At 71.3% G+C, this 20,060-nt stretch carries 17 protein-coding genes, 1 tRNA gene and 1 other RNA gene; 8 read left to right on the top strand and 11 right to left on the bottom strand.

Features of this window, described 5'->3' with window-relative positions:
- Positions 1–87: 87 nt before the first annotated feature.
- On the top strand, positions 88–876 hold the full coding sequence (locus ACGFIW_RS13475) for a hypothetical protein (protein WP_393314198.1): 789 nt from the start codon (positions 88–90) through the stop codon (positions 874–876).
- 84 nt (positions 877–960) lie between these two features.
- Positions 961–1,491 (top strand): nitroreductase family protein, encoded by a 531-nt coding sequence (locus ACGFIW_RS13470; protein WP_393314195.1) that lies wholly within the window; start codon positions 961–963, stop codon positions 1,489–1,491.
- Between the two features lie 12 nt (positions 1,492–1,503).
- On the opposite strand, the gene ACGFIW_RS13465 is transcribed toward ACGFIW_RS13470, so the two are convergent.
- Positions 1,504–2,493, bottom strand: a complete 990-nt coding sequence (locus tag ACGFIW_RS13465) for an ArsR family transcriptional regulator (protein WP_393314192.1) — start codon at positions 2,491–2,493, stop codon at positions 1,504–1,506.
- A 38-nt stretch (positions 2,494–2,531) separates the two neighbouring features.
- Between ACGFIW_RS13465 and ACGFIW_RS13460 the strand changes: the two genes are divergently transcribed.
- Together ACGFIW_RS13460 and leuA are read left to right on the top strand one after the other, a co-directional pair.
- On the top strand, positions 2,532–3,083 hold the full coding sequence (locus ACGFIW_RS13460) for a hypothetical protein (protein ID WP_393314189.1): 552 nt from the start codon (positions 2,532–2,534) through the stop codon (positions 3,081–3,083).
- Between the two features lie 237 nt (positions 3,084–3,320).
- Positions 3,321–5,072, top strand: a complete 1,752-nt coding sequence (gene leuA / locus ACGFIW_RS13455; protein WP_393314186.1) for a 2-isopropylmalate synthase — start codon at positions 3,321–3,323, stop codon at positions 5,070–5,072.
- Between the two features lie 30 nt (positions 5,073–5,102).
- Here the strand turns inward: leuA and ACGFIW_RS13450 are convergent, their stop codons facing one another.
- Entirely contained in the window at positions 5,103–6,596 is a 1,494-nt protein-coding gene (locus ACGFIW_RS13450; protein ID WP_393314183.1) for an MFS transporter, read from the bottom strand.
- A 107-nt stretch (positions 6,597–6,703) separates the two neighbouring features.
- Between ACGFIW_RS13450 and ACGFIW_RS13445 the strand changes: the two genes are divergently transcribed.
- The gene (locus tag ACGFIW_RS13445) at positions 6,704–7,360 is read left to right on the top strand and encodes an HNH endonuclease family protein (protein WP_393314180.1); all 657 of its coding nucleotides are present in this window, start codon (positions 6,704–6,706) and stop codon (positions 7,358–7,360) included.
- A 35-nt stretch (positions 7,361–7,395) separates the two neighbouring features.
- Entirely contained in the window at positions 7,396–7,725 is a 330-nt protein-coding gene (locus tag ACGFIW_RS13440) for a hypothetical protein (protein WP_393315271.1), read from the top strand.
- Positions 7,726–7,785: 60 nt separating this feature from the next.
- Here the strand turns inward: ACGFIW_RS13440 and ACGFIW_RS13435 are convergent, their stop codons facing one another.
- From ACGFIW_RS13435 to ACGFIW_RS13405, 7 genes are all read right to left on the bottom strand, one after another.
- Complete coding sequence (locus ACGFIW_RS13435) at positions 7,786–8,886, bottom strand: ABC transporter ATP-binding protein (protein ID WP_393314177.1); 1,101 nt, start codon at positions 8,884–8,886, stop codon at positions 7,786–7,788.
- The gene (locus ACGFIW_RS13430) at positions 8,883–9,869 is read right to left on the bottom strand and encodes an ABC transporter ATP-binding protein (protein ID WP_393314174.1); all 987 of its coding nucleotides are present in this window, start codon (positions 9,867–9,869) and stop codon (positions 8,883–8,885) included. Before ACGFIW_RS13430 ends, ACGFIW_RS13435 begins: the two co-directional genes overlap by 4 nt.
- 112 nt (positions 9,870–9,981) lie before the next feature.
- Positions 9,982–10,941: an ABC transporter permease gene (locus ACGFIW_RS13425; protein ID WP_357554740.1), complete on the bottom strand. Its 960-nt coding sequence runs from the start codon at positions 10,939–10,941 to the stop codon at positions 9,982–9,984.
- Positions 10,942–11,048: 107 nt separating this feature from the next.
- Positions 11,049–12,056, bottom strand: coding sequence for an ABC transporter permease (locus ACGFIW_RS13420; RefSeq protein WP_357803309.1), 1,008 nt, complete (start codon positions 12,054–12,056; stop codon positions 11,049–11,051).
- Between the two features lie 97 nt (positions 12,057–12,153).
- Entirely contained in the window at positions 12,154–13,827 is a 1,674-nt protein-coding gene (locus ACGFIW_RS13415) for an ABC transporter substrate-binding protein (protein WP_393314170.1), read from the bottom strand.
- A gap of 244 nt (positions 13,828–14,071) precedes the next feature.
- The gene (gene recR / locus ACGFIW_RS13410; RefSeq protein WP_278149514.1) at positions 14,072–14,665 is read right to left on the bottom strand and encodes a recombination mediator RecR; all 594 of its coding nucleotides are present in this window, start codon (positions 14,663–14,665) and stop codon (positions 14,072–14,074) included.
- 8 nt (positions 14,666–14,673) lie between these two features.
- Positions 14,674–14,982 carry a YbaB/EbfC family nucleoid-associated protein gene (locus ACGFIW_RS13405; RefSeq protein ID WP_007466279.1) on the bottom strand — a complete coding sequence of 103 codons (309 nt, stop codon included), beginning with the start codon at positions 14,980–14,982 and terminating at the stop codon, positions 14,674–14,676.
- 201 nt (positions 14,983–15,183) lie between these two features.
- Between ACGFIW_RS13405 and ACGFIW_RS13400 the strand changes: the two genes are divergently transcribed.
- Positions 15,184–15,858 (top strand): DUF998 domain-containing protein, encoded by a 675-nt coding sequence (locus ACGFIW_RS13400; protein WP_393314167.1) that lies wholly within the window; start codon positions 15,184–15,186, stop codon positions 15,856–15,858.
- A 58-nt stretch (positions 15,859–15,916) separates the two neighbouring features.
- Here ACGFIW_RS13400 and ACGFIW_RS13395 read toward each other — a convergent pair whose 3' ends face one another.
- Together ACGFIW_RS13395 and ffs are read right to left on the bottom strand one after the other, a co-directional pair.
- The gene (locus ACGFIW_RS13395) at positions 15,917–18,919 is read right to left on the bottom strand and encodes a DNA polymerase III subunit gamma and tau (RefSeq protein ID WP_393314164.1); all 3,003 of its coding nucleotides are present in this window, start codon (positions 18,917–18,919) and stop codon (positions 15,917–15,919) included.
- A gap of 203 nt (positions 18,920–19,122) precedes the next feature.
- Positions 19,123–19,212, bottom strand: an RNA gene (gene ffs / locus ACGFIW_RS13390) — signal recognition particle sRNA small type.
- A gap of 82 nt (positions 19,213–19,294) precedes the next feature.
- Between ffs and ACGFIW_RS13385 the strand changes: the two genes are divergently transcribed.
- Positions 19,295–19,379, top strand: a tRNA-Ser gene (locus ACGFIW_RS13385).
- The last annotated feature ends 681 nt before the right edge of the window (positions 19,380–20,060 follow it).

Below are 20,060 nucleotides of genomic sequence, written 5' to 3'. Positions count from 1 at the left end.
TACGCCGAAACGGACACGCCCGACACGCCGGCACGGACCGGTACGCGCAGGTCCCCGCCGACCGCCCGCACCCACCAGAATGGGCCGGTGCCCGTCCTCACCCGCTCGGCCGGCCGCGTGCTCGGGCCGCTCGTGTTCGCCCTGCCCGCTCTGCTGCTCGCCTGCACCGACGCGCAGCCGCCGACCCCGCCGCCCGCCGATCCGGGGCCGGTCGCCGTGGACGCCGCACGCGACGAGTTGGCCACCCTTGCCGCAGCCGCCCAGGATCGCCACCTGGTGGCGCAGTACGTGTACGCCGAGACGGGCAAGCCGGACCGCACCATCGCGTTCACCAGCGCGAACGACGGTAGCTGGCGGGTCGACGTGCCGGGCGGCGCGTGGGGTGGCACCGTCGACATCTCGATGGCTGCCACCAGTGACGGGCTGTTCCAGTGCGCCCTGCCCTCGGCCGGTCGACCGGAGCCGGCGAGCTGCGTACGCCTCGGTGAGCGCGACGACGCGATCCCGCGCCGGGCGGACCCCCGGCTCCAGCATCCGCTCACCGACTGGCTGGACGTGCTCACCGACCGCCGCTCACCGCTGGCGGTGGCGTCCGCCAACCCACCCGAGGGCCTCACCGGCACCTGCTACTCGGTGGACTCCACCTCGGCGTCGCTCAACGCCCCGCTGGACGTGGGCATCTACTGCTACGACCGGGACGGCACACCGACCGGTGTGCGGACCGAGGCGGGGACGCTGAGGCTTGCCGCACCGCCGGGTGCGGCACCGGCAACCGTGCAGTTGGCGGGGCCGGTGGTCATCGACCGGGACCCGCTCGACATCGCGGCGCCGCCAAGCCCCGACCCGTCGGGCAGTCCAAGCGCGGGAACGCCCTGACCTTCATCCCGTTACGGGTGCTCTTGCACACATTTGACCGATCCGGGCAAGAGGGTGAGATCGCCCATCTGGGACACTTCACCCATGGCCGACCTCACCCCACTGCTCGCCTTCCGCTGGAGCCCCCGCGCCTTCGACCCGAGCGCCGAGTTGACCCCGGACGAGGCAGCCTCACTGCTGGAGGCCGCGCGCTGGGCGCCGTCGGCGGACAACGGACAGCCCTGGCGGTTCGCCCTCGGCCACCGCGACGACGACACCTGGAAGCGGATCCTGACCAATCTTCCGGCCGGCGACCAGGGCTGGGCCCGACACGCCGCGACCCTGGTGGTCGGCGCGCACACCGGCGGCGACGCCGAGCGGGCCGCGTACGACCTCGGTCAGGCGATGGCCCACCTGACCCTCCAGGCCACCGCAATCGGCCTGCACGTGCGTCAACTGACCCGCTTCGACCAGCCCGGCCTCACCACCGAGCTCGACCTGCCCGGGGGCGTACGCCCGCTGGTGGTCGCCGCCGTCGGCCGGCTCGGGGACCCGTTCGCCCTGCCGGCCGATCTACGCGCCAGGGAGACCGGCCTGCGGCACCGCCGCCCGGTCGCCGACCTGCTGCTGCGCTGACCGACCGCCGGCTCACCCGCCCCCGCCACTGGCCCGCAGCAGGACCCGCGCGGCGTCGGTGTTGCGGTAGAGAACGTGTCGACCCTGTCGGGACCGGGTGACCAGGCCCGCGGCGTGCAACGCGGCCAGGTGCTGGGAGACGTTTCCGGCGGACATCGCGGCGAGGCGGGCGAGGTCGGTGGTGGTCGCCGCCGTGTCGAGCAGGTGCAGCAGCGCGGCCCGGCCGGGGCCGATCACCCGGGCCAGCGGGTCGCCGGGCGGTGGCCCGGCCGCCTCCCAGAGCGTCCCGACCGCCCGGACCGGGTAGACGCCGGCCGGCAGCGAGTCTTCCAGCAGGTTCCACAGCACCCGCCGGTCGGTGAACACGCCCGGATTCAGTGCCAACCCGCGACCGCGGAGATCGAAGTCCCGTTCGAACGGATCGTCGCTGACCACCCGGTCGCCGAGCCAGCGCAGGCTCGGGTGGAGCTGCTCGAACAGCCGGCCGGCACCGCCCTCGGCGAGCTGCGCGGCCCGGTACGCCACGTCCGCGTCGAGCAGCGCGCGCATCCGTGGCCAGTCCGGGGCGATCGCCTCGTCGTGCCAGACCCGCACCGCGTCGACGAGCTGCGGCAGCAACCCACGGGGGTCGGTGAGCAGCGCCCGCCCGAACGGACCCAACGGCCCACGCGGAGTGGTCGCCAGCAGATCCTGCACCACCACAGCCGGCGGCGTCGCGGCGATCTGGTCGAGCTGCTCGGTCATCTGCGCGTTCGGCCGGGCCGCCGGGGTGAGGAAGTCGGGCAACCAGCGACGGGGCAGGGTCAGCTCCACGAGCGGTCGGACCCGGGTGGCCACCTCGGGGCGACGCAGCGCCGCCCGGGCCCGGTCGATCCAGGGCAGGTGCACCGCGTAGCGGACCGGGTCGGCAACCGCCCACATGCTCATGGCCGTCTCGTTGGCCGGCGACACGGCGAGCCGCACTCCTGCCACGTCGGCCAGGCAGAACCGCAACTCGGACACGCGCACCCCTCCGGAGCAGGATTCGGCTCAGCCTGACGGTGCTGCCGCTGTGGATCCTCAGCCACACCGACGCCCCGAAGACGGTGATCGCCGGGCTGGTGCTGCTCAACACCGTCCTCATCGTGCTGCTCCAGGTACGCGTCAGCCGGGGCGCCGACACCGCGCCGGGCGCGGCGCGGGCCTCCCGCCGGGGCGCTCTGCTTATCGCCCTGTTCTGTCTGGTCCTGCCGATCTCCGGGGTCACCCGGGGCCCGCTCACCGTGGTGGTGCTGGTGGCCGCCGCGACGTTGCTGATCCTGGCCGAGTTGATCGAGTCGGCGGGCTCCTGGGGGCTCACCGCCACCCTGCCGCCGGCCGCCCAGCGCGGCGCGTACGTGGGGGCGTTCCGGCTCGGCAAGCAGATGCAGTATCTGGTCGCCCCGGCCGCGCTGACCGCGCTCGGGGTGAGCACGGGCGGGTGGGGCTGGTTACCGACAGCAGCGATCTTCGTGCTGATCGGAGTGGCTGTCGTACCCGTGGTGGCCTGGGCCGAACGGACGCCACGGCTGGGTGCCGAGGCCCCGGAGCCGATCGGGACCCGAGTCCCATAGTCCGGACGAACCTTTCCACCCTCCGTTTCATCACGTAGGGTGACTTGGTCATGTGGCGGGCGCTTCTCCTCCTTAGCCGCCGCGACGAGGCCTGACCGGCCGGCACCTCGTCGCGGAGTCGCATCGCGCCGTCCAGCACATCCGATTTTCTTCTCGGCACCGCCGCGCATCGTCGCCCGGCAGCGCGCCGACACCTTCCGATCTGCTGACGCCACATGTTCCAGGGAGCACTCTGAGATGGCTCAACCTGCCACCGACGCCGAGACCGATCCGATCGCCCGGCAACGCCCGAGCCGGATGCCGTACCACCGCTACCAGCCCTACCGGGACCAGGTCCGGGTGGAGCTGCCGGACCGCACCTGGCCCACCCGCACCGTCGACGCCGCCCCCCGCTGGTGCGCGGTCGATCTGCGCGACGGCAACCAGGCCCTGATCGACCCGATGTCGCCCGAGCGCAAGCGCCGGATGTTCCAACTGCTCGTCCAGATGGGCTACAAGGAGATCGAGGTCGGCTTCCCGTCGGCCAGCCAGACCGACTTCGACTTCGTCCGGCAGCTCATCGAACAGGACATGATCCCGGACGACGTCACCATCCAGGTGCTGACCCAGTGCCGGGAGCACCTGATCGACCGGACGTTCGAGTCGCTGCGTGGCGCGAAGCGGGCCATCGTGCACTTCTACAACTCGACCTCCACCCTCCAGCGCCGGGTGGTCTTCGGGCTGGACAAGGACGGCATCGCCGACATCGCCACGACCGGTGCGCGGCTCTGCCAGAAGTACGCGGAGATCCACACCCCGGACACGGAGATCTTCTACGAGTACTCGCCGGAGTCGTACACGGGCACCGAGCTGGAGTACGCGCTGGAGGTCTGCTCCCGGGTGATCGACGTGATCGACCCGACGCCGGACCGGCCGCTGATCATCAACCTGCCGGCCACCGTCGAGATGGCCACCCCCAACGTGTACGCCGACTCGATCGAGTGGATGCACCGGCACCTGCCGCGCCGCGACAGCGTGGTGCTGAGCCTGCACCCGCACAACGACCGGGGCACCGGGGTCGCCGCCGCCGAGCTGGGCCTGCTCGCCGGTGCGGACCGCATCGAGGGCTGCCTGTTCGGCAACGGCGAGCGCACCGGCAACGTGGACCTGGTGACGCTGGGGCTCAACCTGTTCTCCCAGGGCATCGACCCGATGATCGACTTCTCGAACATCGACGAGATCCGCCGAGCGGTCGAATACTGCAACCAGCTCCCGGTGCACGAACGCCACCCGTACGCGGGCGACCTGGTCTACACCGCCTTCTCCGGCTCCCACCAGGACGCCATCAAGAAGGGGTTCGACGCCCTCGCCGCCGACGCCGAGGCCGCCGGTGTGCCGGTGGACGAGCACACCTGGGCCGTGCCGTACCTGCCGATCGATCCGAAGGATCTGGGCCGCACCTACGAGGCGGTCATCCGGGTCAACTCGCAGTCCGGCAAGGGCGGCATCGCGTACATCATGAAGAGCGAGCACCAACTGGACCTGCCGCGCCGGCTCCAGATCGAGTTCTCCGGGGTGGTGCAGCACGTCACCGACCACGACGGTGGCGAGGTCGACCCGGGCGCCATGTGGGAGATCTTCGCGGCGCACTACCTGCTCGACCACCAGCCCGACCCGGCGGTCCGGTTGAGCGGCTACACGATCGGCACCACCGACGGCAAGGTCGAGATCGACGCCCAGGTCGTCGTGGGCGCCGAGCAGCGCTCGCTCGCCGCGGTCGGCAACGGCCCGATCGACGCGTACGTGAACGCGCTCCAGTCGGTCGGGGTGGGCGTGCGGGTGCTCGACTACCACGAGCACGCGCTGTCCTCCGGTGGGGACGCGCAGGCCGCCGCGTACGTGGAGTGCGAGGTCGACGGTCGGACGGTCTGGGGTGTCGGCACCGACGCCAACATCGTCACCGCCTCGATCAAGGCGGTCACCAGCGCCGTCAACCGCGCCCGCGGCTGACGACCCGTGCCGCGTCCCCGAGGTGGTTTCCTACCTCGGGGGCGTGGCCGCGGGCAGCGAGGGGCAGGGCTGCGACGGTGGGGCCGCGCGGGGCGGCCGGTGCACCAGCACGAGGGCCAGCACCGCCCCGGCCAGCAACAGGCCCGCACACCACACCATGGCACCCCGGAACGCGTCGGTCAGCTCGGCCTTCTGCGCGTAGCCGCTGCCGGACAGGCCGACGAGCAGCGGCAGCGCCGCCACCGCGAGCAGGCCGCCGGCCCGGGACGCGGCGTTGTTGAAGCCGCTGGCCACCCCGGAGAACCGATCCTGCACGGCGGCCAGCACCGACGCGGTCAGCGGTGCCACCACCAGGGTCAGCCCGATGCCGAAGAGCAGCACCCCGGGCAGCACGTCGGTCCAGTACGACGCGCCCGGCCCGACGCCGCGCAGCAGCAGCAGACCGATCGCGGCGATCACCGGCCCGACGGTCAGCGGCAGCCGGGGGCCGATCCGCGCGGACAGCGCGCCCGCCCGGGCCGACCCGGCCAACAGCAGCAGGGTCATCGGCAGCAACGCGATGCCGGTGCGGAAGGCCGACCACTCGACCACGTTCTGTAGGTAGACGGCGAAGAAGAAGGTGAAGCCGCCGAGCGCCGCGTAGACGACCACGGTGAAGATGTTGAGCACCGAGAAGAGCCGACTGCCGAACAGCCCGGTGGGCAGCATCGCGGAGTCGCCGCGCCGCCGTTCCAGCAGCACGAAGGCCACCGCGGCCAGCACCCCGACCAGCGCCGCGACCAGCACCGGGGCCGAGTCGAAGCCACGCGCCGGGGCGTCGACCAGGGCGTACGTGACGCCGGCGAGCGCGAGCGCGCCCAGCAGGGCGCCCCCGATGTCGAACCGCCGACGGGTCCGACCCGGCCCCGCGGTCCGGGAGGCGCTCTCGTCCCGGCTCTCCGGCACCCACCGCGTCGTGGCCAGCACCACCAACACGGCGATGGGCAGGTTGAGGAAGAAGATCCAACGCCAGGACAGCGCGTCGATCAGCCAGCCACCGATGAACGGGCCCAGCGCGGTGGACACCCCGGACAGCCCGGCCCAGGCCCCGATCGCCCGGCCCCGGTCGTCCGGGTGGAAACTGGCCTGGAGCACCGACAGTGAGCCGGGCGTGAGCAACGCGCCCCCGGCACCCTGGAGGAACCGGGCCGCGATCAGCCAACCGGTGCCCTGGGCCAGCCCGCACAGCACCGAGGCGGCGGTGAACCAGACCACCCCGATGAGGAAGACGCGTCGCCGACCGAAGCGGTCCCCGAGTGCGCCGCCGAGCAACACGAACGCCGCGAGCATCAGCAGGTAGCCGTTGACGGTCCACTGGAGATCTGCCACGTTCGCGCCGAGGTCCTGCCCGAGCTTCGGCAGCGCCACGTTGACGACCGTACTGTCGAGGAAGACCATGCCGGAGGCGAGAACGGCGGCGAGCAGCGTCCCCCGGCCGGCGGAGGTGCCCATCCGGAGGGCGGACGCCGGTGCGGGTGCGGTCATCCCACCAATGTGCCTTGCATCATGTGGGAGACGCCACGAAACGCCGAAACCATTCCCGGGTACTGTGCGCAATCGCCGGGAGACCGCAAGCTGGAGAGGTGTCGTCTGTGCGTACCAGATCAGGACCGCGAGTGGCGGCGACCGCGCTCGCCGCGGCGCTGGCGCTCGGCGTGGCCGGTTGCGTCCCACCGGACGAGCCGGACATCCCGCCGCCGAGCGACGGCGGCAACGCCGCGCAGCAGCTCGGCCAACTCACCGTCGCCACCGCAGGGTCGATGAAGGGTTACAGCCGGGACCACTTCCCGCACTGGCGGGACACGGGCAAGAACTGCGACGTGCGGGACAGCATCCTCCAGCGCGACGGCAAGGACGTGAAGCTCTCCGGCTGCAACGTGGTCGGTGGGCGCTGGGTGAGCGTGTACGACGGCCGCAGCGCCGCCGATCCCGCCGATGTGGACATCGACCACATGGTGCCGTTGGCCAACGCGTGGCGCTCGGGCGCCGACGAGTGGGACGACCAGAAGCGCGGCGACTTCGCCAACGACACGACACGTCCGCAGCTCCTCGCGGTTTCCGCGTCCTCCAATCGGGCAAAGGGTGACCAGGACCCGTCCCAGTGGAAGCCGGCGAACCGGGAGTACTGGTGTAAGTACGCCGAGAGCTGGGTGACGGTCAAGCACTACTGGCGGCTCACGGTGACCAGCGCCGAGAAGGCCGCCCTGACCGAGATGTTGGAGGGCTGCTCAGTGGGAGGCGATTCGTGACCGCCGCCGAGGCGGGCGGCCCGGCGGCCGCCGGCATGACGGCGGACGGCACCGCCGAGACCCCCGCCGCCGTGCCGGGTGCCGGCATGGTCGCGGATTCCGGCGGCGCGGCCGGCCCGCAGAGCCGCACCAGCGACATCGTGCCCGGCCCCGGTGGCGTGATGACCGATGAGGTCGGCGTCGTCACTGGCGACCTGACGCTGCGCACCGAGTACGCGGACGGCAAGGTCACCCTACGGGTGCAGTACAAGGACGCGGACGAGTGGTATGCGGTGACCGGCACGTCTGTCGCGCTTGCCGATCCGGCGGGGCTGGACGCGGTGCACGGCGTCGCGGTGGGCCTGCTGCACCGCCCCGAGGGCTGAGCGGCCGGACCTCACGTACCGGTTCAGGGGCCGTCCGTTTCCGGACGGCCCCTGGCGGCGTCACGGGGTGGGGATCAGCTCGCCCGGCGGGTCGACGGGGCCGGTGCCCTCGGTCGGGCGGACCAGTTCCACCTCGACCTCGTGCGGCCGGATCCGGCCGGCGGCGATGTCCTCGGCGAAGTGGCAGGCCACCCGGTGCCCACCGACCACGTCGCGCAGTTCCGGCCGCTCGTCGGCGCACCGGGTCGGCTGCGCCCACGGGCACCGGGTGTGGAACCGGCAGCCCGACGGCGGGTGGGTCGGCGACGGCAGGTCACCGGCGAGCAGGATCCGCTCCCGGCGGTCCTCCACCAGCGGGTCGGGCACCGGCACCGCGGACATCAGCGCCCGGGTGTACGGGTGCATCGGCTCGCGGTAGAGGTCGTCGCTTGACGCCTCCTCCACCAGCCCGCCGAGATACATGACGCCCACCGTGTCGGCGATGTGCCGCACCACCGCCAGGTCGTGCGCGATGATCAGGTAGGTCAGGCCACGCTCGTTCTGGAGATCTTCCAGCAGGTTGAGCACCTGGGCCTGGATCGACACGTCAAGCGCGGAGACCGGCTCGTCGGCGACGATCAGGTCCGGGTTGAGCACCAGTGCGCGGGCGATGCCGATCCGCTGGCGCTGGCCACCGGAGAACTCGTGCGGGTACTTGCCGAGGGCCGACGCGGGCAGGCCGACCGCCTCCAGCGTCTCGCGCAGCTTCCGGTTGGTCTCGGCCTTGTCGCCGGCCAGCCCGTGCGCCTTGAGCCCCTCCACCAACAGCGACTCCACCGACTGTCGGGGGTCGAGGCTGGAGAGCGGATCCTGGAAGATCATCTGCATCCGGCGGCGGGCCTTCCGCATCGCCTCGCCCTTGAGCGCGCGGACGTCGGTGCCGTCGAAGATGATTTCGCCGTCGGTCGGCTCGACGAGTCGCAGCAGGCCGCGGCCCAACGTCGACTTGCCGCAGCCGGACTCGCCGACCAGGCCGTACGTCTCGCCCTTGCGGATGCTCAGCGACACCCCGTCCACCGCGTAGACGTACCCGATGGTGCGGTCGAAGAGCAGGCCGCTCTTGATCGGGAAGTGGACCTTGACGTCGCGCAGCTCGATCAGGGGTTCGGTCTGTTCGGTCATCGGGCCGCCACCTCCTCGGAGACGGGGTTGTTGCAGCGGAGGTCGCCGCCGGTGGCGGTGGGTTCGAGCGGCGGCGGCCCTTCCAGGCACGCGTCCACAACGTTGTCGCAGCGCGGCGCGAACGCGCACCCCTCGGCCCACGGGATGTTGTCGGCGACCGACCCGCGGATCGCGTGCAGTCGCTCACCGCGCGGTGAGTCCAGCCGGGGCACCGAGTTGAGCAGCCCGTGCGTGTACGGGTGCCGGGCGTGCGCGAACAGCTCGTGCCGTCGGTCCCGCTCGACCACCTTGCCGCCGTAGAGGACGTTGACGGTGTCGCACAGCCCCGCCACCACGCCCAGATCGTGCGTGATCATGACGAGCGCGGTGCCGGTGTCGTCGACCAACTGCTTGAGCAGGGTGAGGATCTGCGCCTGGATGGTCACGTCGAGCGCGGTGGTCGGCTCGTCGGCGATCAGCAGCCGGGGCTTGCAGGCCAGTGCGATGGCGATGAGCGCGCGCTGGCGCATCCCGCCGGAGATCTGGTGCGGGTACTCGGTGAGCCGCCGCTGCGGGTCGGGGATGCCGACCGCGTCGAGCAGGTCCCGCGACTCGCGCAGCGCCTGCTTGCGGTCCCGGCCCTGGTGACGCTCCAACACCTCGGCCACCTGGACCCCGATCGGGATGACGGGGTTCAGCGAGGAGAGCGGGTCCTGGAAGATCATGCTGATCTCCCGGCCGCGTCGGTCACGCATGTCGTCGGCTCGCAGCTTCAGCAGGTCGGTGCCGTCGAAGAGCACCTCCCCGGTGACGCGGTTACCGCGTTTGGGCAGCAGGCCCATGATGGCCAGGCTGGTGACGCTCTTGCCGCAGCCGGACTCGCCGACCAGGCCGACCGTCTGCCCCGGCTCCACCGTGAAGCTGACCTTGTCCACGGCGGTGAAGGGCCGCTCGCCGCGCCGCTGGAACACGACGCTCAGGTCACGGACGTCGAGCAGGCTCATCGAGTCACTTCCTCACTGCTTTGGTCCTTCGCTCGCGGCTGCGGGGCTCGCAAGCTCACTCCTCGCGCTCGCCGAAGGCGGGATCCGACCGTGCTTGTCGCGCGCACCGTGGTCACCGCCGGTTCTTCGGGTCGATCGCCTCGCGCATCGCCTCACCCAGCAGGGTGAAGCCGAGCGCGACCACGATGATCGCGAGCGCGGGGTAGTACGCCAGCTCCGGACGGACCTCGAAGTAGCGCTGGCCGTCCACACCGAGCATCAGGCCCCACTCGGCCCGGTTGATGTCCGGGTCGCCGAGGCCCAGGAAGGAGAGCGCGGCGGCGTCCAGGATGGCCACCGCGAAGGTCAGGGTGGCCTGCACGATCACGGCGGTCAGCGAGTTGGGCAGCATGTGCCGCAGCACGATGTTGCGCTCCTTGACGCCGAGCGCGCGGGCGGCGAGCACGTGGTCGCTCTCCCGCTGGGCCAGCATGGAGCCGCGCAGCAGCCGCGCGAAGATCGGCACGCTGACGATGGCCACCGCGAAGATGACAGTCCACTGGCTCGACCGGCTGGCCATCGCGACCAGGGTGATCGCGAGCAGCAGGCTCGGCAGGGCCAGCATCACGTCGGTGAGCCGCATCAGGACCACGTCGACCCAGCCGCCGAAGGCACCGGCGATCGCGCCGATCAGCACCCCGAGCGCGAGACCGATGAGGGTCGCCAGGACGCCCACGAAGAGCGTCTGCCGGGCACCGTAGATCATGCGGGACAGGAAGTCCCGGCCGAGCGGGTCGGAGCCGAACGGGAACCCACTGCTGGCCCCGGGGATGGTGTCCACGGTGAGGCCCTTGGTCAGCTCGTCGAAGCGCTGCACCGGGTCGTGCGGTGCGATGAGCGGAGCGAAGATCGCCACCAGGACGAACAGCCCAACGATCGCGGCACCGACGATGGCGACCGGGTTGCGCCGCAGCCGGCGCAGGGCGTCGCGGACGAGGCTGATCCCGCCCCGGTCGGAGGCGCTCGCCTGGGCCAGCTCGTCGAGCCGGGCCTTCTTGCGGTCGCCGAGCAGGCCGATGCTGCGCTCGCTCATGCCGGGACGGGGCTTGTCGTTCTCGGGACGCGGCTTGTCGTTCCCGGTGTGCGGCTTGTCGTCTCCCGGACGGGGAGCCGGCGTGCCGGCCTGGGTGGTCGGGTCACTCATCGCACACGCACCCTCGGGTCGATGAAGGCGTAGGAGAGGTCGACAAGCAGGTTGACCACCACGAAGACCAACGCGGCCAGCAGGATGATCGCCTGGAGCACCGGGTAGTCCCGGCCGCCGCTGATGGAGTCGGTGATCAGCGTGCCGATGCCGCCCCAGTTGTAGACCTTCTCGGTGAGCACCGCTCCGGAGAGCAGCGCACCGGTCTGCAGGCCGATGGTGGTGACCACGGGCAGCAGCGCGTTGCGCAGGATGTGCCGCCCACGGATGGTGCGGTGTCGCAGGCCCTTCGCCTCGGCGGTCCGTACGTAGTCCTCGTTCAGGACGTCGAGCACGCTGGCCCGGGTGATCCGCACGATCACCGCCAACGGGATGGTGGCGAGCGTGATCGCCGGCAGGATCAGGTGCCACAGGGCGTCCGCGCTGGCGTCGAACTCGCGGGTCAGCAGGCCGTCGAGCACGAAGAAGCCGGTTACGTTCGTGTTGTCCAGACCCGTGGTGAGCCGCCCGGACGGCGGGAACCAGTGGATGTTCTGGGTGAAGACGTCCTTGAGCAGATAGCCCAGGAAGAAGATCGGGATGGAGATGCCGAGCAGCGTGCCGGCGATGGTGAGGTTGTCCGGCCAGCGTCCGCGCCAGCGGGCGGCGAGGTAGCCGAGCGGCACACCGAGGCCGACGGCGATGATCATCGCGGCGAGGGCCAGCTCGATGGTGGCCGGGAAGGCGCGGCTGATGACCTCGGTGACCGGGTCACCGGTCCGGATCGAGTTGCCGAAGTCGCCGGTGACGACCCGCTGCATGAACTTGCCGTACTGCACCAGGATCGGCTGGTCGTAGCCGAGTGCCTTGGTCAGCAGCACGCGACGCTCGGGCGTGGCCCGCTCGCCGAGCAGCGCCTCGACCGGCCCTCCGGGCAGGTTCCGCAGCCAGATGAAGATCAGCGCCGACAGCGCTATGAGGGTCACCACCAGCTGCAACAGGCGGCGGACTATGACTCGCAACATCTCTCACACACCAGACTCTCAAAGATCGCGGATCGGCCCGGGCCGGGAGGAACCCCGGACCCGGGCCGATCACGCCTACGGCCTCAGCCGAGGGACGTCACTTGCTGATGCTGACCGTGTTGAATCGCTCGTCGGTCAACGGGCTGGCCACCAGGCCCTTGACGTCCTTGGTGACGACGATGGCCGGCGGGGCGTGCCAGAGCGGGACGGCCGGCAGCCACTTGGCGGCGATGTCCCGGTTGACCTGCTCCCAGGCCGCCTTCTTGCCCGCGTCGTCGACGGTGCCGTCAGCCTTGGTGATGGCGTCGAACATCTCGGTCATCGACTGGTCGCCGAACTCGGCCTTGCCCCGGCCGAAGAACGTGCCGACGAAGTTGCCCGGGTCGTTGTAGTCACCGGTCCAGCCCAGGATGTGCAGGTCGTGCTTGCCGAACTGCTGCACGTCGTCCTTGAAGCCACCGTTCCACGGGCGAGGCACACCGTTGACCTTGATGCCGACGGCCTGGAGGTCGTTGGCGAGGACGGTGAAGATCTCCTGCGGGTTCGGCATGTACGGCCGGGTGACGTCCGGCGGGTAGTAGAAGTTGAGCGTCAGACCCTCGGCGCCGGCGTCCTTGAGGAGCTGCTTGGCCTTCTCCGGGTTGTAGTCGTACTTCTGCACGTCCGGGGCGTAGCCGAGCACGGTGTCCGGCAGGAACTCGTCGGCGACCTTCGCGCCGCCCGGGCCCTTGGTCTGCACCAGCTGCTGACGGTTGAGGGCGTAGGCGATCGCCTGGCGCACCCGCAGGTCCTTCAGCTTCGGGTTCTTCTGGTTGAGGCCGAGGTAGAGGATGTTGAACGCCGGGCGGTTGATGACCTGGAAGCCCTCACCCTCGAGCGCCTTGCGGTCGGCCGGGGCCGGGAAGTCGATGCCCTGGACGGTGCCGGCACGGAGCTCCTGCTTGCGGGTGCTCTCGTCCTTGATGATCTTGATGATCATCTTGTCCACCTTGGCCTTGTCGCCAAAGTAGTCCGGGTTGCGGTTCAGGGTGATCTCGTTCTTGGCCTTGTCCCAGCCACCGAAGGTGAACGGGCCGGTGCCCACCGGGTTGGTGGTGGCGAAGGCGCTGTACTCGAACGAGTCGCCGTTCTGCTTCACCGTGTTGGCGTCGTACTTCTTCAACGCCTCCGGGCTCGCGATCGACAGCGAGGTCAGCGCGAAGGCCCCCGGGAAGGCGCCCTTGTACTGGTTGAGCGTGACGACCGCGGTGCCGTCGCCCTGCGCCTCACACTTGTTGTAGACCGGCTTGCCGGCGGACTCGCTCTCGTTGTTGGCGAAGCCCCCGAAGACGTCCATGTAGTAGATCATCTGGGACTGGGCGGCAGCGCCCTTCATGTTGTACCAGCGGTCGAAGTTGAAGCAGACCGCGGCGGCGTTGAACGGCGTACCGTCGTGGAACTTCACGCCCTGACGGAGCTTGAACGTCCAGACCTTGCCCTCCGGGTCGTGCTCCCAGCTCTCCGCCAGGCCACCCTGCAACTCCGCGGTGCCCGGCTTGTGGCTCACCAGGGTGTCGAACATCTGCCGGACCGGCCGGAACGACTCACCGTCATCGTTGAAGATCGGATCGAAGTTCTTCGGGTCACCGGCACCCGCGAAGATGAAGGTGCCGCCAGTCTTGGCCTCGCCACTGTCGCCGTCGCGCTCGCTCTTCGCGCAGCCGGCCGCGCCGACCGCCAGAGCGGCAACGGCCGCGATGGCCACGGCCGTTTTAAGCCTTCTCGCCTGCATCTCTCACCTCTGTCATGCGCATGACCACGCCGAGCTGTGGCTCGGTCCGTGTGCGGGAGGCTATGACATGTCACACGCAATGCGGAACGGGCGTTAGGCAATCGCTACCAAGCCGACACCTTGGGCCGGGGTCTGACAGTCGACGGCACAGTGAACACATGTGGCGACACATCGATCCGTGCCGGGCCGGACACCGAAACGGGGGCGGCACCGTCGGCGACGGCACCACCCCCGCGGGTACGACTCAGACCGCGCGACGACCCTCGAAGGCCCGCCCGAGGGTGATCTCGTCGGCGTACTCCAGGTCGCCGCCGACCGGCAGCCCGCTGGCCAGCCGGGTCACCGAGATCCCCATCGGCTTCACCATCAGCGCCAGGTAGGTGGCGGTCGCCTCGCCCTCGGTGTTCGGGTCGGTGGCCAGGATCAACTCCCGGACACCGCCGCCACCGAGCCGGATCAGCAACTCCCGGATGCGCAGATTGTCCGGCCCGATCCCCTCCAGCGGGTTGATCGCGCCGCCCAGCACGTGGTAGCGACCGCGGAACTCACCGGTCCGCTCGATGGCCACCACGTCCTTGGGCTCCTCCACCACGCACAGCACCTCGTCGGTGCGGCGCGGGTCGCGGCAGATCCGGCACTGCTCGGACTCGGCCACGTTGTAGCAGGTCGTGCAGAACCGCACCAGCTCCTTGACCTTGCGCAGCGCGCCGGCCAGCCGGTTGACGTCGGCCGGATCCGCCGACAGGACGTGGAACGCGATCCGCTGAGCGCTCTTCGGACCCACGCCCGGCAGCCGGCCCAGCTCGTCGATCAGATCCTGGATGGCACCTTCGTACATCTGCCGGCTCAGAAACCGGGCAGGCCGAGGCCGCCCATGCCACCGGCGACCGGGCCCATCTTGCGCTCGGTCAGCTCCCGTGCGGCCTCGGCGGCGTTGTGCACGGCCGCGACGACCAGGTCCTCCAGCGTCTCCACGTCGTCCGGGTCGACGGCCTTCGGGTCGATCTTGATGGCCTTCAGCTCACCGGAGCCGGAGACGGTCGCGGTGACCAGCCCACCGCCGGCGGTGCCGGTCAGCTCGGCCTCGGCCAGCTCGGCCTGGGCGGCGGCGATCTGCTGCTGCATCTTCTGCGCCTGCTTCAGCATCTGCTGCATGTTCGGCTGTCCACCTGGGCGCACGGATGGCTCCTTCTCGCACTCGTCTGCTCGGCCGCCGCCCAGCCTATCCGCTGGGACCGACCACACCCCGCCCGGTGCGCGCCCCACGCCGAGCCCTCCGGGTACGGCTGTCACTACCCCGAACCGGCCGGCTGCGGGTAGTGCGCCGAGACCCGCCGCACTGGTGTGCTCGACGGCATGAACCTCAACCGCACCGGCCGGGTCGGCGCGCTGTGCTGGGTCGCGGCCGCACCGATCTTCCTGGTCGCCAACCTGATCACCGGCCTGCGCTGGCGCGAGCCGACCTACAGCTGGGCCATCCACAACATCAGCGATCTCGGCAACGCCCACTGCGGCATGTGGGACACCACCAGACCCCGCTACGTCTGCTCACCCTGGCACCCGCTGATGAACGCCGCGACCCTGGTCACCGCCGTCCTGCTCGCAGCCGGCCTCCTGCTGACCTGGCAACTCCTCGGTCGCGGCGTCGTCGCGCGCTCCGCGCAGTCCCTCCTGCTGCTGGCCACCGGCGGGTACGCCCTGGCGGCCCTCTATCCGGCAGACGTCAACGAGAACCTGCACGTCCTCGGCGCATTCCTGATCATGGGACTGGGCAACGTCGGCCTGTTCCTGGCCGGCTTCGCGCCGGAAACCACGCCGCTCGGCCAGCGGCGACGACTCACCCTCGTCGCCGGGCTGGTAGCGCTGGTCGGGACGGTGCTGTTCGCCGCCCAGCAGGGCCTAGGAATCGGACTAGGCGGCATGGAACGGGTAGCCGTGCTCCCCTTCCCCCTCTGGGCCTGCTGCCTGGGAGTCCTCCTAGCCGAGACCCACCCCCTGCGCCGCGATCTTGCAGTTTCTGCCCGGGCATAAGAGGGCATTCTGCGCAAAGCGGCGACAGAAAGTGCAAGATCGCCGAGCCGGGGCGTGCCTAGCGGGCGTCTACCTCGTCGATCTTCTCCGCGCCGAACGTCTCGCGGAGCAGCCGTACCGCCTGCTCCTCGCTGGACTCCCGCGCGGTCTTCTCGTCGATGACCTCGTCCAACGGCTCGTCGCCCGGGTCGAACCCCTCGTAAACCGGGGCCGCCGACGCCGCACCACCCGGCCGGCCACCCCGCACCGGGCCGTCGAAGTCCGGGTCGTAGGGCGGTTCGCCCGCCCACTCGGCGTCCGCGACGGGCCGGGCCACCGATCCGGTACGCGCACCGCGCCCCGCCGCCGCCGCGCGAGCCGCGGCGATGGCGCTGCTCACCGGTGCACCACCGCTCCGAACGCCACCACTGGCGCTACCGCCGTCAGTGCCACCGCCGTTGGGGCCGCCACCGTTGGGGCCGCCACCGTTGGGGCCGCCGCCGTTGGAGCCGCCGTCATTTGCGCCGCCGCCGTTCGGGCGGGTCGGGGTGGGTGCCGGGCCGGGGCCGCCCGGTGCGGCGGCAGAGCCTGGGTCGTCCCCGGCCGACGCGCCGCCCGGCCGGGCGGCCTCCGGCCAGTCCTCGTCATCGGTCGCCTCGGCGGCGGGGGCACCACCTCCGGGGAGGGCCGCCTCCGGCCAGTCCTCCTCGTCGTCAGCCGACGCGACGGCCTGCGCCGCGCCCTGCCGACCCGAAGCGCGACCATCCGCCGACCCGGCAGGCTGCGTACCGCCCTGCTGACCCGAACCGGACCCACCGAAGCCTGCCCCGCCCTCGTCGGCACGTGCACCCGGGGCACCAGGCACGCCACCATGGGCACCCGGGCCGGCAGCGCCGCCCGGACGCGCCCCGGCGGACGACCCACCCGGCAGGCCCGCCGCGCTACTCGGACTCGGTGCTGCGGACGACCCACCCGGCAGACCCGCCGCGCCGCCCGGATTCGGTGTGGCGGACGACCCACCCGGCAAGCCCGCCGCGCCGCCCGGATTCGCTGCGGCGGACGACCCACCCGGCAGACCCGCCGCGCCGCCCGGATTCGCTGCGGCAGGCGGCGTGCTCGTCGGGCCGGCGGCGTTGCCGTGCGGGGCGGCAGTCGGAGTCGACGCGGGGGCGGCGGGTCGGGCCGGTGCGGCGGATTGCGAACGCTGCGGACCGGACAGCGACACGCCACCGCGCTCACCGGCGACCTCGCAGCGGATCTGCCAGCGCCCGCCCAACTCCTCGTAGAGCGCGTCGGTGAGCACCGCCGCGTGATCGGCCATCATCTTGGCCAGCACTGTGGACTTCACCGTCAGCACCAGCATGTCGCCGTCGAGTTCACGGACCACGGCGTCGCGCATCAGGGCGGCGATCCGCTTGTTGGTCCGGTTGACCTTGCCGACCACGTCGGGCCAGACGCGGCGGACCGCGACGGCGTCCAACGCGGCGGCCGGCGCACCCGGTCGGGGCGGCTGCGGCGTGGCCGGGTCGGGGAGCACCGCCGACGGCGGCACCACGCGACGGGGGGCCGGGCCGGCGGGCGAGACGGGTACGGATCCGGCGACGGCCAACGCACCGGGCGACGCCGGGATCGGCGAGTCGGCAGCCGAGACGTGCGAGGCCGACACACCCGAGGCCGGAGTTGGTGTGCCCGAGACCTGACCGGGCGAGGCAGGTGCTCCGGAGACCGCGGCAGCACCCGGGCCCGCGCCGCTCTGGGTGGGGGACGCTGCCGGGTCGACAGCCCACGGCGGGGCGAAGGTCGGGGCGTTGACGGGTGCGGGGCTTGCGGCAGCCGGGACCGGGGTGCCCGGCTGTGGGCGTACTCCTGGGTGGGTGGCCGGCGCGAAGCCGGCGGCGGCCGACGGCGCGTCGGTGCCAACCAGGGTGAGCCGGCGTTCCATCCGTTCGAGGCGTTGGAGGAGGCCGCCGGTGGAGTCGTCCACGCCGGGCAGCAGCATCCGGGCGCAGATCAGCTCCAGCAGGAGGCGGGGTGCGGTGGTGCCGCGCATCTCCACCAGGCCGTCGTGCACGATGTCGGCGCAGCGGGAGAGCGTGGCCGGGCCGAGTTGCGAAGCCTGGGCGGCCATCCGCTCGATCTGGTCGGCCGGGCCGTCGATCAGGCCCTTCGCGGCGGCGTCCGGCACCTGCTGGATGACGATGAGGTCGCGTAGCCGTTCGAGAAGATCCGAGGCGAACCGGCGCGGGTCGTGCCCGGCCTCGGCGACCCGGTCGACGGTGGCGTAGGCGGCGGCGCCGTCACCGGCGGCCAGCGCGTCACACATCTCGTCGATCAACGCGGCGTCGGTGACCCCGAGCAGCGCGGCGGCCCGCGCGTAGCTGACGCCCTCCGGGCCGGCTCCGGCCATGAGCTGGTCGAGCACCGAGAGGCTGTCCCGGGCGCTGCCGCCACCGGCGCGGACCACCAGCGGGAAGACCGCCGGCTCGACGGCGACGCCCTCGGCCTGGGTGAGTTGCTCCAGGTACGGGCGGAGGACCTTCGGCGGGATCAGCCGGAACGGGTAGTGGTGGGTGCGCGACCGGATGGTGCCGAGGACCTTCTCCGGCTCGGTGGTGGCGAAGATGAACTTGACGTACTCCGGAGGCTCCTCGACAAGCTTGAGCAGGGCGTTGAAGCCCTGGGTCGAGACCATGTGCGCCTCGTCGATGACGTAGATCTTGAAGCGGCTGCTGGCCGGCGCGAAGAACGCGCGCTCGCGCAGCTCGCGGGCGTCGTCGACACCGCCGTGGCTGGCCGCGTCGATCTCGATCACGTCGATGGAGCCGGCACCGTCGGTGGCCAGCGAGCGACAGGACGCACACTTGCCGCACGGTTCGGGGGTGGGGCCCTGCTCACAGTTGAGCGAGCGGGCCAGGATCCGCGCGCTGGAGGTCTTGCCGCAGCCGCGCGGGCCGGAGAAGAGGTAGGCGTGGTTGAGCCGCCCGCTGCGCAGCGCCTGCGACAGCGGCTCGGTCACGTGCTCCTGGCCGATGACCTCAGCGAAGGTGCGCGGCCGGTACTTGCGGTAGAGCGCCAGCGTCACTCGTCCCGCCTCCTCTCGACCGAGCCATTCTGCGCCGGTCAGGCGCGGGTGACCACCCACCACCCCGGGCAGCTTGGTCTGCGCGCGTTGATCGACTCGGCAATCGACCTTGATCGACTCGGCTTCCTGGAAACCGCGGTGTCCGCGTGGCCGAGACACCGCGACATCATGAATGTCGAGTGGATCAACCGGCCCACAGACAAAAAGGCCTCCCGTGCACCCGGCAGAGCTCGCTTATCCTTGCTGCCTTCCGGCCCTGGGGAGGTTCACGAGATACCGCCGCACGGGAGGTGCCGCCAAGCCTACCCGACCGCCGGTCGATCTTCAGGGGGTGGTGGGGTGGCCCGGCCGGCGGGGGCCTGTATCCTGGCTCGCGGAGGATTCGCCTAGAGGCCTAGGGCGCACGCTTGGAAAGCGTGTTGGGTTTACACCCTCACGAGTTCGAATCTCGTATCCTCCGCTCGCCTGAGCTGCACGAACGACAGGGCCGGCCCCGCTGGGGACCGGCCCTGAGTCGTCTCTGCGCCGGGGTCAGCCCACCACCCGGACACTCTCCGCGCCGCGCGCCGCGCGCCGAGAGCCGTGCCTCCAGCTCGCCGCCGCTGCTCCGCTTGTACGTGCTCATTCGTTGAACACCACCTTGCCGCCCACTCCGGCGTGCCGTCCTACTCCGGTCGTTCAGCGACCCGCGCCCGGATATCGGGCGTCCCCCGAACTTGACCTCGCCGAGTCGACGCGCACCGCGTTGATGGTGCGGGCGCTGGCCGACCTGTAGCGCTCCCCCAGATACCTGTAGAGCTGCCCCAGATATGGGGCGGTTCAACCGACGCGGCCCGCCAAAGGGCACCAGCCTCGACGATCCACCCGAGCGACGCGCGCGGCTCGGCGTCCACCTCGAACCCGCCGCTCACCGGATCACCACCGGCCGCGCCGCTCACCCGGGACCGTCCACGGCCGCTCGGCGTCCACCTCGAACCCGCCGCTCAGCGGATCACCACCCGCCGTGCTGCTCGCCCGGACCGTCCACCGCAGGGTTGGCGTCGACCTCGAACCCGCCGCTCAGCGGATCACCACCCGCCGTGCTGCTCGCCCGGACCGTCCACCGCAGGGTTGGCGTCGACCTCGAACCCGCCGCTCAGCG

The organism is Micromonospora sp. NPDC048935 (assembly GCF_043197875.1).
Classification (GTDB): domain Bacteria; phylum Actinomycetota; class Actinomycetes; order Mycobacteriales; family Micromonosporaceae; genus Micromonospora.
Note: the sequence above shows the minus strand (reverse complement) of the source record. Positions and strands in the feature narration are given on the sequence as shown.

Bases quoted from the DNA above. Each gene is read 5' to 3' on its own strand.
- recR (WP_278149514.1), bottom strand. From the start codon at position 14,665: ATGTACGAAGGTGCCATCCAGGATCTGATCGACGAGCTGGGCCGGCTG.
- ACGFIW_RS13415 (WP_393314170.1), bottom strand. From the start codon at position 13,827: ATGCAGGCGAGAAGGCTTAAAACGGCCGTGGCCATCGCGGCCGTTGCC.
- ACGFIW_RS13435 (WP_393314177.1), bottom strand. From the start codon at position 8,886: ATGACCGAACAGACCGAACCCCTGATCGAGCTGCGCGACGTCAAGGTC.
- ACGFIW_RS13470 (WP_393314195.1), top strand. From the start codon at position 961: ATGGCCGACCTCACCCCACTGCTCGCCTTCCGCTGGAGCCCCCGCGCC.
- ACGFIW_RS13450 (WP_393314183.1), bottom strand. From the start codon at position 6,596: ATGACCGCACCCGCACCGGCGTCCGCCCTCCGGATGGGCACCTCCGCC.
- ACGFIW_RS13430 (WP_393314174.1), bottom strand. From the start codon at position 9,869: ATGAGCCTGCTCGACGTCCGTGACCTGAGCGTCGTGTTCCAGCGGCGC.
- ACGFIW_RS13425 (WP_357554740.1), bottom strand. From the start codon at position 10,941: ATGAGCGAGCGCAGCATCGGCCTGCTCGGCGACCGCAAGAAGGCCCGG.
- ACGFIW_RS13400 (WP_393314167.1), top strand. From the start codon at position 15,184: ATGAACCTCAACCGCACCGGCCGGGTCGGCGCGCTGTGCTGGGTCGCG.
- leuA (WP_393314186.1), top strand. From the start codon at position 3,321: ATGGCTCAACCTGCCACCGACGCCGAGACCGATCCGATCGCCCGGCAA.
- ACGFIW_RS13440 (WP_393315271.1), top strand. From the start codon at position 7,396: ATGACGGCGGACGGCACCGCCGAGACCCCCGCCGCCGTGCCGGGTGCC.
- ACGFIW_RS13420 (WP_357803309.1), bottom strand. From the start codon at position 12,056: ATGTTGCGAGTCATAGTCCGCCGCCTGTTGCAGCTGGTGGTGACCCTC.
- ACGFIW_RS13405 (WP_007466279.1), bottom strand. From the start codon at position 14,982: ATGCAGCAGATGCTGAAGCAGGCGCAGAAGATGCAGCAGCAGATCGCC.